Source organism: Micromonospora sp. PTRAS2, assembly GCF_054052245.1.
The window spans coordinates 116709-130321 of record NZ_JBSWBU010000008.1 but is presented as its reverse complement, the minus strand read 5'-3'; the positions used below and the strand labels follow the sequence as shown (position 1 = coordinate 130321).

The following is a 13613-nucleotide window of genomic DNA, read 5'->3' as shown; positions in this document are numbered from 1 at the left end:
GGGCGCGCCTGCCCGCCACCGACCACGGAGTGCAGATGCCATGACCGACAGTGACGGCGACGCGGGCGTCTGCGTCCTCGTGCCCGACGAGCAGGGCGCGGCGGCGCTGGCGGCGTACCCACTGCTGCGCCCGCAGCTGCTCGGGCCCGGCGGCGAGCCGACGGCCGGGCAGCGTGACCACGCCGTCGTCGTCGTGCACGGCTTCCACCCGGTGGAGCGCACCCTCGCCCTGCTTCCCCGGCTCCCCCGCGTCCGGCTCGTCCAGACCCTCAACGCCGGCTACGACGGCTGGATCGGCCGGCTGCCGCCCGGCGTGGGCCTGTCCAACGCCCGTGGCGCGCACGGCGCGGCCGTGGCCGAGTGGGTCGTCGCGGTGCTGCTCGCGCACCACCGGGAGCTGGCCTTCTTCGCCGAGGCGCAGCGCCGGCGGCGCTGGGAGCGCCGGACCGGCCGGTCGCTGGCCGGCAGCCGGGTGGCGGTCCTCGGCGCCGGTGACATCGGCCGGCACGTCGCGGGCCTGCTGCGCCCCTTCGGCTGCGAGGTGACCCTGGTCGGGCGGCGCGCCCGCGCGGGAGTCCTGTCGGCCGCCGGGTTCACCGCCGTCGCGGCCGAGCAGGACGTCGTCGTCCTCGCGCTGCCGGCCGGCCCGGACACCGACCGGATCGCCGACGCGCGGTTCCTCGCCGGGCTGCGCGACGGCGCGGTGCTGGTCAACGCGGGCCGGGGCACCCTGGTCGACACCGACGCGCTGTTGCGCGAGACCGGCGGCGACCGGTTGCACGCGATCCTGGACGTCACCGACCCCGAGCCACTGCCGCCCGACCACCCGCTGTGGGACGCGCCGAACGTCACCCTCACCCCGCACGTCGCCGGGTTGACCGAGGGGATCTCGGCGCGCGCCTGGGCCGTGGCCGCCGCGCAGATCGACCTGTTCGCCCACGGTCGGCGACCCGACAACCTGGTCATCGACCCCACCTGAGCCAACCGGACACCTCCACCCGAAGGGAACCTCCCGCGACATGACAGCCCCACCCGCGCCGTCGGCCCGCCCGCTGGCCGGCCGCCGCGCCGTCGTCACCGGCTCCGGCGGCGCCCTCGGCCGCCGCATCTGCCGGGCCCTCGCCGACCAGGGCGCCGCCGTGGCCGGCCTGGACATCTCCGCCGACGCCGCCGCGGCCACCACCGCCGACCTCACCGCCCGGGGGGCCACCGCCCGGCACGACGCGGTCGACCTGCTCGACTTCGCCGCCGTCGTCGCGGCGGCCGACCGCACCGCCGCCGAGTGGGGCGGCATCGACATCCTGGTCAACACCGCCGGGGGCGGCCTGGTCCGGCCGTTCGCCGAGCTGACGCTCGACGAGTGGCAGACCCAGCTCGACCGCAACCTCACCAGCGTGTTCACCTCCACGCGGGCGGTCCTGCCACACATGCTGCCCGGCGGCTGGGGGCGGATCGTGTCGCTGTCGTCCATCGCCGCCGTGCGCGGCGGCCGGCTGGTGCGCAACGCCACGGCGTACGCGGCGGCCAAGGCCGGGGTGATCGGCCTGACCAAGGCGCTGGCCATCGAGCTGGCCGAGACCGGCATCACCGTCAACGCCATCGCCCCCGGGGCGCAGGCCACCCCGGGCCGGGACCGGGACACCCCGCAGCGCCGCGAGGAGCTGCTCGCCCAGATCCCCACCCGCACCCTCGGCCAACCCGACGACCTGGCCGCCTCGGTGGTCTTCCTGTGCCAGGAGTCGGCCGCGTACATCACCGGCGTCACCCTCGCCCAGGACGGAGGGCACTCGATTTGACCACGGAACCGACCGGGACGCCCGAGGCCGGACAGAGCCGGCTCGACCGGGGACGGCGGGCGTTCAACGAGATCTACGGGCCGGGCGCGGCCGACGTGTTCCTGCAGCGCCGCTCCGGCCTCGGCGCAGACCTGGCCCGCTTCGGGCTGGAGTTCAACTTCGGCGACGTCAACTCCCGGCCCGGCCTCGACCTGGCCCGCCGGGAGATCGCCACCCTCGCCGTGCTCATCGGCATGGGCGGCGCGGACCCGCAGATCGCCGGGCACACCAAGGCCGCGCTGCGGGTCGGCCTCACCCCCGCCGAGATCGTCGAGGTGGTGATCCACTGCGTGCAGTTCGTCGGGTTCCCCCGGGCGATCAACGCGCTCGCGGTGGTCCGCGCCGCGCTCGCCGACGCCGGGGTCGACGTCGACGACCCCGACCCGCCCGCCCCACCGCTGCCCGAAGGGAACTGACATGTCCACCGCCCCGAAGGAGGCCGGCATGCCCACCGTCGTCCTCGTCGGCACCCTCGACACCAAGGGCCCCGACTACGCGTACCTGGCCGAGCGGCTGCGCGCCCTCGGCGTCGACGTCCTCGTCGTGGACGCCGGCACCGCCGCGCCGCGCGGCCTCACCCCGGACGTCACCGCCGACGAGGTCGCCGGGGCGGCCGGCACCACCGTCGCCGAGCTGGTCTCGGCGGGCGACCGGGGCGCGGCGGTCACCGCGATGGGCCGGGGCGCGGCGGCGGTCGTCGGCCGGCTGGTCGCCGCGGGCCGGGTCGACGGCGTACTCGCCGCCGGCGGCTCCGGCGGGTCGTCGATCGCGGCGGCGGTGCTGGCCGCCTGCCCGGTCGGGCTGCCGAAGCTGCTGGTGTCGACCATGGCCTCCGGCGACGTCTCCCCGTACGTCGGGGCCAACGACGTCACGATCATGTATTCGGTCGTCGACGTCGCCGGGGTCAACCGGATCTCCCGGCTCGTGCTCGGCAACGCCGCCGCGGCGATGGCCGGCATGGCCCGCGACCGGTCCCGCGCCGACACCGCCACCGACGCCCGGCCGATCGTCGCGGCCAGCATGTTCGGCGTCACCACCCCCGCCGTCGAGGCCGCCAAGGCCCGGCTGGAGGAGCTGGGGTACGAGGTGCTGGTCTTCCACGCCACCGGCGCCGGGGGCCGGGCCCTGGAGGGACTGGCTCAGGCCGGACTGCTCGCCGGGGTGCTGGACCTGACCACCACCGAGCTGGCCGACGACCTGGTGGGCGGGGTGCTCACCGCCGGTCCTGACCGGCTCACCGCCGCCGGGGCGGCCGGCGTGCCGCAGGTGATCGCGCCCGGCGCGCTGGACATGGTCAACTTCGGGCCGGTCGACACCGTGCCGGAGCGCTTCGCCGACCGGCTGTTCTTCGTGCACAACCCGACCGTGACCCTGATGCGTACCACCGCCGACGAGATGGCCGAGCTGGGCCGGCGGATCGGCGCGAAGGCCGCCGCCGCGACCGGCCCGACCGAGGTGTTCTGGCCCGACGGCGGGGTGAGCGCGCTGGACGCCCCCGGTCAGCCGTTCGCCGACCCGGCGGCCGACACGGCGTGCCGCGACGCCCTCGCGGCGGCCCTCGCGGCGCACGGCCGGACGCTGCACCGCGTCGACGCGCACGTCAACGCGCCGGAGTTCGCGTCGGCGATGGCCGACACCCTGCACCGGCTGATCCAGAAGGGAGCCTGAGATGGAACGCGCGGAGGCGCTGCGGCGGCTGCGGGAACAGGCGGCCGCCGGCCGGCCGATCGTCGGCGCGGGCGCCGGCACCGGCCTGTCGGCCAAGTGCGCCGAGGCCGGCGGGGCCGACCTGATCATCATCTACAACTCGGGCCGCTACCGGATGGCCGGGCGCGGCTCGCTCGCCGGCCTGCTGCCCTACGGCGACGCGAACGCGATCGTGGTGGAGATGGCAGCCGAGGTGCTGCCGGTCGTGCGGGACACCCCGGTGCTCGCGGGCGTCTGCGGCACCGACCCGTTCCGGCTGATGCCCCGGTTCCTCGACGAGCTGGCCGCGATCGGCTTCACCGGGGTGCAGAACTTCCCCACCGTCGGCCTCATCGACGGGGTGTTCGGGCAGAACCTCGCCGAGACCGGGATGGGCTTCGACCTGGAGGTCGAGATGATCCGGCTGGCCGCCGAACGCGGCCTGCTCACCTGCCCGTACGTCTTCGACCCCGAGCAGGCGGCGGCCATGACGGCGGCCGGGGCGGACGTGCTGGTGCCGCACATGGGGCTGACCACGTCCGGCACCATCGGCGCGCGGACCGCGCTGACCCTCGACGAGTCGGTCGAGCGGATCCAGGCCATGCGCGACGCCGCCGTGGCGGTGAACCCGGACGTGCTGGTGCTCTGCCACGGCGGCCCGATCGCCGAGCCGGACGACGCCGCGTACGTGCTGGCCCACACCACCGGCGTGGTCGGCTTCTTCGGCGCCTCGTCGATGGAACGCCTGCCGGTGGAGCGCGCCCTGACCGCCCAGGTCCGCGCCTTCAAGTCCCTGCCCACCTCCTGAGCCACCCCGATCGGAGACCCCCATGCCACCCACCCACATCCCCGCGCACGACGTGGAGACCTTCAGCTTCGACTGGGGCACCATGAAGTGGTTCGTCTCGCCGGTGACCATCCCCGGGGCCGTCAACTCCCAGGGCGAGGTCATCATCAACCCGGGGCAGGGCCACGGCCGGCACCTGCACGCCGGCGCGGACGAGCTGATCTACGTGGTGTCCGGGGCGGGGGTGCAGACCGTCGGCGACGACGAGTTCGCCATCGCCGAGGGCGACATGGTCTACATCCCCCGCGACACCCTGCACTCGACGATGAACTCCACCTGGCGCACGCTGCGGCTGCTGGTGACGTACACGCCGGGCGGCGAGGAGCAGGCGCTGACCGGGCTGCCCGACTTCTGCCGCCACCCGGCGGGTGAGGTCGTGGCCTGGCAGCGGCCGGGCGCGTGAGCGTCCTGCGGCTGGGCGCCGGCCAGCGGTGGACCGTCGACGGGCCGGCCTGGAGCGACCTGTCGGCGGTCGGCTGGTTCAGCCTGGAGCGGGCCGGCTTCCGGTTCGACCGGCACCACCACTCCTGCCCGGAGTACTGGGCGGTCGTCGAGGGCCGGGCCCGCGTCGCCGTCGGGGCGCAGGAGTACGACGTCGCCCCCGGTGACCTGGTCTGCACGCCGGCCGGGGTGGAGCACGACATCCTGCGCGCGTACACCGACGACCTGCGGCTGTTCTTCTTCGTCGCGGCCGTGCCCGAGGGCGAGCCGGCCGGGCACCTGCACCGGGAGCCGGAGTTCGCTCTGGGCCACGACGTCGGGCGACCCGGACCGTCGGCCGGCTGACCGGTCGCCACGACGATCGGGGCGGGGACCCTGCACGGGTCCCCGCCCCGATTCGTGTCCGGCAGCGGGTCAGGCGCGGGCGCGCAGGGTGTCGCCGACGGCGGCGAGGTTGTCCAGCCGCATCTCGGAGTACTTGCGGGACAGGATGATGCCGTCGGCGCCGCCGTCGAGCGCCGCGGTGACCGAGGCGCGGACCTCCTCGGGGCTGGTCTTCTTGACGTGCTCCGGGGTGGGCACGTCGAGGTCGAGCCCCGGGTACACGGCGGCCCGGCCGGCGACCGCGGTCACGGTGCGGCGGGTCTCCCGGGTGACGTAGTCGGCGGACAGGCCGGTGGCGGGCAGGTCGTCGAACCGGACGGCCTCGTCGTAGCCGAGCACGCCCCGGTAGAGGTCGTAGAGGGTCTGCTCGTCGACCCCGGCGAAGATGCTCCGGGCCACCTGCCGGATGTGGTGGTGCAGTCGGTAGCCGGCGCAGTTGTTGTAGAGCACCGGCTTGACGAAGTCGGCGTACTCGGCGAGCGCGGTGAAGTCGGTCTGGGCCCGGTAGAGCGGGGAGAACGAGTTGTGGTGCCAGACGTGCCAGCCGACCTGCACGTGCGGGGCGAGGAACTTCGCGGTGCCGTAGAGCTGGCGGCGCAGGGCCTCGAAGCCGTCGGTCCAGAGCTGCTCCCAGGCGAGGATCTCCGGGTACTCGGTGAGCAGGCGCAGGAAGCGCACGAAGCCGCTGTCGCCGCCGGGGTCGGCCCCGCCGTGGGCGAGCCGGTGCAGCGCGACGTACCCCTCGCGGGCCCGGCGCACGTCGATGCCGCGGCGGTGGCCGGCGGCCTCGCAGTGCGGGCAGAAGCAGTACGGGTTGCCGTCGCGGGCGAAGCCGCCGTCGCCCAGGACGTTGCCGAGCGGGCCGTGCCGTTCGGAGCCGAACATGAGCCCGTCCAGCGGGTAGCTCTTGAGCTGGTCCTCGATCAGGCCGAGCCACCAGGCGACGTAGTCGGGGTTGCGCACGCAGGCGTACGGGTCGGCGCGGCCCCAGGCGTCGACCTGGAGGACCTTCGGCCAGTTCGGCACGTGCCGGGTCAGCCCGGAGTGGGTGTTCTCCAGGACGAACGAGTAGACCCTCATGCCGCGCCGCCGGGCGGCCGGGATGACCTGTTCCAGCACGTCGAAGCCGGCGACCTCGCGGTCCGGGGCGCGGAACGGCCCGAGCGCGGTGTTGGCGTAGAACTCCGGGTGCTGGGTGACGTACGAGCCGCCGACGTGGTGGTGGTCGAGTTGGCGGGCGCCGTGGCCGGGCCAGGGGCGGCTCACCACCTGCCGGCCCTGCAGGCCACGGTCGAAGGACTGGGTCGCCACGAACACGGCGTCGACCGCCGCGGCCTCGCCGACGATGTCGAGAACCTGGTCGACGCCCTCGTCGACGAAGGAGATGGCACCGATCTGGATTCCCACCAGGGACCCCACACGCTCTCCTCGGGGGTGCGCGCCCCGCGGCCGTCCCGCCGTAGGGCGGACCGCGCGTCGGGGCGGGTCAGCGGCACGGCGGCGACCGAACCGGGGGCTGAGACGTTTCAATCTGCGACCCCACGCTATGCCCGTCACCACCACCGGTCAAGCGGCGTCGCCACTCGACACCCTGCGGCACGACACTTGTGAAACCTTTCATTGGCTCGTAACGTACCCGGTGCCACCGGACGGTCGAGAGGAAGCCCATGAGCAACGCCGACCCCGCGCCCCGGACGACGGTCCAGGCGCCCCGCGTCGCGCACGTCGACCCGGCGATCGGCATCGGCGAGCCCGCCCCCCGGCTCTCGTTCCGCGTCACCGACGCCCCCGCCGGCTGGCGGCAGGTCGGCTACGAGGTCGAGGTGACCGGGCCGGACCGGGCCGCCCACCGCAGCGGCCGCCTCGACTCGGCCGACTGCGTGCTGGTGCCCTGGCCCGCGCCGCCGTTGCGCCCCCGCGAGCGGTGCGAGGTGCGCGTACGGGTCTGGGGTGCCGACGCCGACGAGCCCACGCCGTTCAGCGACCCGGCCACCGTGGAGGCCGGCCTCGACGCGGACGACTGGCAGGCGGAGTTCGTCTCCCCCGACTGGGAGGTCGACCCCACGGTCGAGCAGCCCCCGCCGCTGCTGCGCCACGAGTTCGACGTCACCGGCGAGGTCACCCGGGCCCGGGTCTACGCCACCGCCCTCGGCGTCTACGAGCTGGAGCTCAACGGCGCCCGCGTCGGCGACCAGACCCTCGCCCCGGGCTGGACCAGCTACCATCACCGGCTGCGCTACCAGACCTACGACGTCACGGGGCTGCTGCGGCCGGGCCGCAACGCCGTCGGCGGCTGGCTCGCCGAGGGCTGGTACGCCGGCCGCCTCGGCTTCCACGGCGGCCACCGCACCGTCTACGGCAGCCGGATCGGCCTGCTCGCCCAGCTGGAGATCGAGTACGCCGACGGCCGGCGGCAGCTCGTCGCCACCGACGGCTCCTGGCGGGCCGCGACCGGGCCGCTGACCGCCTCCGGACTGCTCGACGGCGAGCACCACGACGCCCGCCGCGAGCCCACCGGCTGGTCCTCGCCCGGCTTCGCCGCCGACGGCTGGACCCCGGTGCGCGTGCTGCCCCGCCCGGCGGCGGCCCTGGTCGCCCCGACCGGCCCGCCCGTGCGTTGCGTGCAGGAGGTGCCGGTGGCCGAGGTGGTCGACGCCACCGGCGGGCGGATCATCCTGGACTTCGGGCAGAACCTGGTGGGCCGGCTGCGGATCACGGTCACCGGCCCGGCCGGGCAGACGGTGCGGCTGCGCCACGCCGAGGTGCTCCAGGACGGCGAGCTGTTCGTCCGGGCGCTGCGCGGGGCGAAGGCCACCGACTCGTACACGCTGCGCGGCGGGGGCGTCGAGACGTGGGAGCCCCGGTTCACCTTCCACGGCTTCCGCTACGCCGAGGTCACCGGCTGGCCCGGCGAGTTCGACCCGGCGGCGGTGGTGGCCCGGGTCCACCACACCGACATGGTCCGCACCGGCACGTTCGAGTGCTCGGACCCGCTGGTCAACCAGCTGCACGACAACGTCGTGTGGAGCATGCGGGGCAACTTCCTGGACATCCCGACCGACTGTCCGCAGCGCGACGAGCGGCTGGGCTGGACCGGCGACATCCAGGTCTTCGCCCCCACCGCCGCCTTCCTGTACGACTGCGCCGGCATGCTCTCGTCGTGGCTGGTCGACCTGGCCGCCGAGCAGCTGCCCGACGGGACCGTGCCGTACTTCGTGCCCCGCATCCCCGCGCCGAGGTGGGAGCCGCCGCAGCCGACGGCGGTCTGGGGCGACGCCGCCGTGCTCACCCCCTGGACGCTCTACGAGCGCTACGGCGACCGCGACGTGCTGGCCCGGCAGTACGCCAGCGCGAAGGCGTTCGTCGACCTGGTCGACCAGCGGGCCGGCGCGGACCACCTGTGGGACAGCGGCTACCAGCTCGGCGACTGGCTCGACCCGACCGCCCCGCCGGACGACCCGGAGGACGCCAAGGCCGACCGCTACCTGGTCGCCACGGCCTACTTCGCCCACTCCACCGGGGCCCTCGCCCGGATGGCCGAGGTGCTCGGGCGGCACGCCGACGCACAGCGCTACGCCGCCCTCGCCGCCGCCGTCACCGAGGCGTTCCAGCGCCGGTACGTGCTGCCCTCCGGGCTGCTCGACAACGACGCGCAGACGTCGTACGCGCTGGCGCTGCGGTTCGGTCTCGTGCCGGCCGGCCGCCCGCGCCGGGCGGCGGCCAGGCGGCTGGCCGAGCTGGTCGAGGAGGCCGGGTGGCGCATCGCCACCGGGTTCGCCGGCACCCCGGCCATCTGCGACGCGCTCGCCGACAACGGCGAGGTGGAGACCGCGTACCGGCTGCTGCTGAGCACCGACTGCCCGTCCTGGCTGTACCCGGTGACCACGGGCGCGACCACGATCTGGGAGCGCTGGGACAGCCTGCTGCCCGACGGCACGGTCAACCCGGGGCAGATGACGTCGTTCAACCACTACGCGCTGGGCGCGGTGGCGGACTGGCTGCACCGCACGGTCGCCGGCCTCGCCCCGGCCGAGCCCGGCTACCGCCGGCTGCTGGTGCGGCCCCGGCCCGGCGGCGGGCTGCGGCACGCCCGCGCCGCGCTGCTGACCCCGTACGGGCCGGCGGCGGTGGGCTGGCGGCTGGCCGACGGCGAGCTGGCCGTCGAGGTGACGGTGCCGCCCGGCGCGACCGCGCGGGTCGAGCTGCCCGGCGCCGCGCCGACGAAGGTCGGCTCCGGCGCGCACCGGTTCACCGTGCCCTGGAGCGAGGCGGCCTGACCGCAGCGGCGGCCCGGGGCCCCGATCTCGGGGCCGGGCCGCCGCACGCCCCGCCCCGGCGGGCGCGACACGTGGTCGAGGGTCGGTCAGAGGCCCGGTGCGGTGGGCCGAGCCGTCCGGGGCTTCGGCTCGCGGATCTCGGCCACGTCGATCGCGTCGAGGCGGGCCAGCACCTCCGCGTCCGGGATCAGGGCGGCGGCGCGACCGGCGGCGGCCACCTCCTCGGGGTTCTCCGCGCCGACGATCGCGGCGGCCACCGTGGGCCGGGACAGCAGCCAGGCTACGGCCAGCTCGTCGGCGCGGTGCCCGGCGGCGGCGGCGATCTCCTCCACCTGCGCGGCGGCGGCCTGCTGGGACGGGGTGAACGCGCCGCCGCCCCACCGGGACTCCCCCGCGTGCGCCCTGGTGCGGGCCGCCGCCCCGGCGAGCAGCCCCCCGGCGAGCGGGCTGAACGCCACCACCGACAGCCCGAACCTGTCGGCGAGGGGGACGATCTCCGCCTCCACGCCCCGCGCGAACAGGTGGTAGCGCACCTGGAGGGCGACGGGTGGGTGCAGCCGCCGGTCGTCGCAGATCCACAGCGCGTGCACGGTCTGCCAGGCCGGGAACGTCGACAGCGCACAGTGCCGGGCCTTGCCGGCGCGGACCAGGTCGTCCAGCGCGGCGAGGGTGGTCTCCAACGGGGTGGCCGGGTCGGGGTGGTGGGCGTAGAAGACGTCGACGTGGTCGGTGCGCAGCCGGCGCAGGCTGCGGTCGAGCTGGGCGAACAGGTGCCGGCGGGACAGTCCCCGGTCGTTGACGCCCGGGCCGACCGGCTCCTGCGCCTTGGTGCACAGCACCACGTCGTCGCGGCGGCCGGCCAGGGCCCGGCCGAGGATTTCCTCCGCCGACTCCCGCTCGGCCGCCGGGGGCACGCCGGGGCGGTCGAAGTGCGGCAGGTTGCCGTACGCGTTGGCGGTGTCGACCAGGTTGATGCCGGCGTCGAGGGCGGCGCCGACGACGGCGTCGGCGCGGGTGGCGTCGGGCGCCACGCCGAAGGTCGCCGTGCCCAGGGCGATCCGGGAGACCCGGATACCGGACGGGCCGAGCAGCGCGTACCTCATGGTTGTCCTCCTCGTGGCTGCCGGTCGACCACCACGCAGGGGGTGGGCGTGCCGGCGGTGCGGGCCGGTTCGCGGCGCAGCGTGCCGGCCACGGCGTGCAGCACCTCGGCGGTGGGCGGGAAACCGCCGGCGGGCGGGTCGTCGGCGAGGCAGGCCAGCAGGTCCAGCCCGCCGGCCGGGCCGCGCAGCCGCAGCCCGGTGGTGCCCGGCGGCGGCGTCCCGGGCAGCCGCCGCCAGCCGGCCGTGCCGGCCAGCTCCCGCAGCGCGAACCACAAGGGGTACGCGGCGAACGCGTCGCCGGCCGGCTCGCCGACGCCGCGCAGGCCGGTGGTGTGGCACAGCGACACGCGGGCCACCCCGGCGGCGGCGAAGCCGGCGAGCGCGGCCACCGTCCAGGCGGCATGGAACACCGACCGCTGCCGGGCGAGCCCCGGCCCCCAGCCGTACGCGGGGCCGGGCGTGGCCGCCCCCCACGAGTCCCAGTACGGCAGGTGACCGACCGGGCCGACCAGCAGCGGCCGGCCGCCCGCCAACTCGGTGGCGGCGGCCAGCACGGCGGGGTGACTGTCGAGCGACGATCGCACGGCGGCCCGGTCGACGTCGTGCGCACAGGACGCGATCGGGAACGTGACGACGTCCAGCTCGTCGACCGGCGGCGCGGTGAGCAGGGCGGCCAGGTGGGCGCGGCTGCCGCCGCCGATCGTCACGCCCGCGCCGAGACGGGGGCGCAGGGCGCGCACCAGCGCGGCGGAGGTGCGGGCGGTGCCCGCGTCGAACGCGAGGACGGTGGTCAGCCGGCCGTCGAGCAGGCCGGGCAGCTCGGCGGCGGGCCCGGGGTCGGTGGGGTCGGCGACGAGGGTGAGCACGACCGGCACGTCCAGGGCACGGGCTGCCGTGGCGTCGGCGGCCAGCAGCTCCCGCCACCGGGGGTGGGCGAGGTCGGTGGTCAGGTGAAGGAAGGCCGGCCGCAGCTCGGCGACGGCCGCGAGGGCGGCCGGCGGAAGCGCTCCCCCGGAGTGCTGCAGCCCCAGCGGGGGCATGACGCCGGCCGGGGTGGCCGCGTCGGGCCGGCGGGGGCGGGCGCGGGCCGGGCCCGGGGCGGTCGGGGCGGCGGTGATCCGGAGCCGGTGGCGCAGCACGTCGCCGGGGCGCAGAACGATCGGACGGGGCGCGGCCAGCGGCGGCGTGTAGGTCTTGAAGCCGTCGTCGGACCAGTCGCGGTGGTCCTCCACCTCGAACTCGCCGCCGTCGAGTTCCAGCACGACGCCGGTGGGGGCGAGGTCCAGCTCCATCCGGTCGCCGGCGGCGAACACCGGCGACCGGGCGACGTGCCGGGGAAACGCGAACCCGGCCGGGAGCCCGCCCGGGTGCCCGCGCACCGGGCGTCCGGCCTGGTCCCCGGGGTGCAGGACGGCCGGGCCGACCCGATTGACCCGCACCGCGCGGGTGCCGGCGGGCCGGGACTCGAACGCGACGTCGAAGCCGTCGGGGACGGCCCGGATCTCGCCGCGCAGGTCGAGACCGTGCCCCGGGTAGCGCGCCGTGAACGTGGCGGCGGGCCCGTCCCGGCCGGGCGGGGCGAGGGTGTACGTCAGCGCCGCCCGCTCGGTCGACCAGTCGGTGGCCCGCACGGTGTGCAGGACGCGGGTGAGCACCCGCCGCCCGTCGAGCCGGACGTCCTCGATCCCGCGCGCCGTGAGCCGGGCCGACCACCGCCCCAGCGCGAGGTCGTGCCACGGTTCGGCCGACTCCCGGTCCCCCCACGCCAGTTCGTCGGCCCCGCCGGTGTCAGGCACCCCAGCCGGCCTGCTGTCCGCCGGCCCGTTCGGCGCGGATCTTCTCGAAGTAGCCGGAGCGGGCGTATGCGCCCATCGGGTCCGGGTCCAGACCCGCGTCGGCGCGAAGCTCGGCGAGCAGCGGCCGCACGTCGGTGTGGTAGGCGTCCATCAACACCGCATTCGCCGCGAGCACGTCACCGGCGTCCTGAGCGGCCCGCAACGCGGCCCGGTCGACCAGCAGCGCCTTCGCGGTGGCCTCCTGCACATTCATCACCGACCGGATGACCGCCGGAATCTTCGGCTCGATGTTGTGACACTGATCGAGCATGAACGCGACACCCGCCTCCGCACGCAGAGCGTCGCCGCGCACGATCTCCTGCATGATCCGGAACAACTGGAACGGATCCGCCGCACCCACCATCAGATCGTCATCGGCATAGAACCGCGAGTTGAAGTCGAAACCACCCAACTTCCCGGCCCGCAGCAGAACCGCCACGATGAACTCGATGTTCGTCCCCGGCGCATGATGCCCAGTGTCGATGACCACCTGCGCCTTCGGCCCGAGCTGGAGGCAGTGCGCGTACGCCGTGCCCCAGTCCGGCACGTCCATGGCATAGAAAGCCGGCTCGAACAACTTGTACTCCACCAACATCCGCTGCCCGTCCCCCAGCCGGTCGTACGCCTCCCGCAACGCGGCGGCAAGCCGGTCCTGCCGGGCACGCACATCATCCTGACCCGGATAGTTGATGCCATCGGAGAACCACAACTTCAGATCGCGGGAGCCGGTGGCGTCCATGACGTCCACGCACTCCAACAGATGATCGACCGCCTTGCGCCGCACCCCCCGGTCGGGGTTGGTCACGCTGCCCAACTTGTAGTCATCGTCCTGGAACACGTTCGCATTGACCGCACCGAGAGCCACGCCCTGCTCCTTGGCATGGCGGGCCAGATCCGCATAGTCGTCGACCCGGTCCCACGGAATGTGCAGAGCCACGGAAGGCGCGACACCGGTGAACCGGTGCACGACGGCAGCGTCGGCGACCTTCTCGTACGGATCCCGCGGCACACCCTCCTGCGCGAACACCTTGAACCGCGTACCGGAATTGCCGAACGCCCAGGACGCCGTCTCGATGCGCTGGGCACGCAGCGCCGCCGCCACCCGAGCCCGGGTGCTTGGGGACAGCTCAGGCATCGGGTGCCTCCCCCGGTGCGGGGGCGCCGGGGGATCCCGGGCCCGTTCCGGGCAGCAGCGGATTGGCCAC

12 protein-coding genes are annotated in these 13613 nt (G+C 75.4%); 8 read left to right on the top strand and 4 right to left on the bottom strand.

The genetic code is table 11. From position 1 onward, the window contains the following. The first annotated feature begins 40 nt into the window (after positions 1 to 40). The 7 genes from ACVMYR_RS23530 to ACVMYR_RS23500 are packed head-to-tail and all read left to right on the top strand — an operon-like array spanning position 41 to position 5154. Positions 41 to 979, top strand: a complete 939-nt coding sequence (locus tag ACVMYR_RS23530; RefSeq protein ID WP_457122763.1) for an NAD(P)-dependent oxidoreductase — start codon at positions 41 to 43, stop codon at positions 977 to 979. A 40-nt stretch (positions 980 to 1019) separates the two neighbouring features. Next, a complete protein-coding gene (locus ACVMYR_RS23525; RefSeq protein WP_052503965.1) occupies positions 1020 to 1796 on the top strand; it encodes an SDR family NAD(P)-dependent oxidoreductase in 777 nt (258 codons plus the stop codon). Next, a complete protein-coding gene (locus tag ACVMYR_RS23520; protein ID WP_091286754.1) occupies positions 1793 to 2251 on the top strand; it encodes a carboxymuconolactone decarboxylase family protein in 459 nt (152 codons plus the stop codon). The genes ACVMYR_RS23525 and ACVMYR_RS23520 overlap by 4 nt, the downstream gene beginning before the upstream one ends. Position 2252: 1 nt before the next feature. Then, positions 2253 to 3503 (top strand): Tm-1-like ATP-binding domain-containing protein, encoded by a 1251-nt coding sequence (locus ACVMYR_RS23515; protein WP_457122762.1) that lies wholly within the window; start codon positions 2253 to 2255, stop codon positions 3501 to 3503. A 1-nt stretch (position 3504) separates the two neighbouring features. Continuing rightward, on the top strand, positions 3505 to 4329 hold the full coding sequence (locus ACVMYR_RS23510) for a phosphoenolpyruvate hydrolase family protein (protein ID WP_043968370.1): 825 nt from the start codon (positions 3505 to 3507) through the stop codon (positions 4327 to 4329). A 22-nt stretch (positions 4330 to 4351) separates the two neighbouring features. Then, entirely contained in the window at positions 4352 to 4771 is a 420-nt protein-coding gene (locus tag ACVMYR_RS23505) for a cupin domain-containing protein (RefSeq protein ID WP_077939676.1), read from the top strand. Then, entirely contained in the window at positions 4768 to 5154 is a 387-nt protein-coding gene (locus ACVMYR_RS23500) for a cupin domain-containing protein (protein WP_158229490.1), read from the top strand. The genes ACVMYR_RS23505 and ACVMYR_RS23500 overlap by 4 nt, the downstream gene beginning before the upstream one ends. A gap of 69 nt (positions 5155 to 5223) precedes the next feature. Here ACVMYR_RS23500 and ACVMYR_RS23495 read toward each other — a convergent pair whose 3' ends face one another. Beyond that, the gene (locus ACVMYR_RS23495; protein ID WP_457122761.1) at positions 5224 to 6612 is read right to left on the bottom strand and encodes a hypothetical protein; all 1389 of its coding nucleotides are present in this window, start codon (positions 6610 to 6612) and stop codon (positions 5224 to 5226) included. Positions 6613 to 6860: 248 nt separating this feature from the next. On the opposite strand from ACVMYR_RS23495, the gene ACVMYR_RS23490 reads away from it, so the two are divergent. Continuing rightward, entirely contained in the window at positions 6861 to 9470 is a 2610-nt protein-coding gene (locus tag ACVMYR_RS23490; protein ID WP_457122760.1) for a family 78 glycoside hydrolase catalytic domain, read from the top strand. A gap of 86 nt (positions 9471 to 9556) precedes the next feature. Here the strand turns inward: ACVMYR_RS23490 and ACVMYR_RS23485 are convergent, their stop codons facing one another. From ACVMYR_RS23485 to rhaI, 3 genes are read right to left on the bottom strand one after another with little or no spacing between them, the layout of a single operon-like run. Then, complete coding sequence (locus tag ACVMYR_RS23485; protein ID WP_077939672.1) at positions 9557 to 10573, bottom strand: aldo/keto reductase; 1017 nt, start codon at positions 10571 to 10573, stop codon at positions 9557 to 9559. Next, complete coding sequence (locus tag ACVMYR_RS23480) at positions 10570 to 12369, bottom strand: hypothetical protein (RefSeq protein ID WP_457122759.1); 1800 nt, start codon at positions 12367 to 12369, stop codon at positions 10570 to 10572. The genes ACVMYR_RS23485 and ACVMYR_RS23480 overlap by 4 nt, the downstream gene beginning before the upstream one ends. Further along, positions 12362 to 13543: an L-rhamnose isomerase gene (rhaI, locus tag ACVMYR_RS23475; RefSeq protein ID WP_457122758.1), complete on the bottom strand. Its 1182-nt coding sequence runs from the start codon at positions 13541 to 13543 to the stop codon at positions 12362 to 12364. The genes ACVMYR_RS23480 and rhaI overlap by 8 nt, the downstream gene beginning before the upstream one ends. Positions 13544 to 13613: the final 70 nt, after the last annotated feature.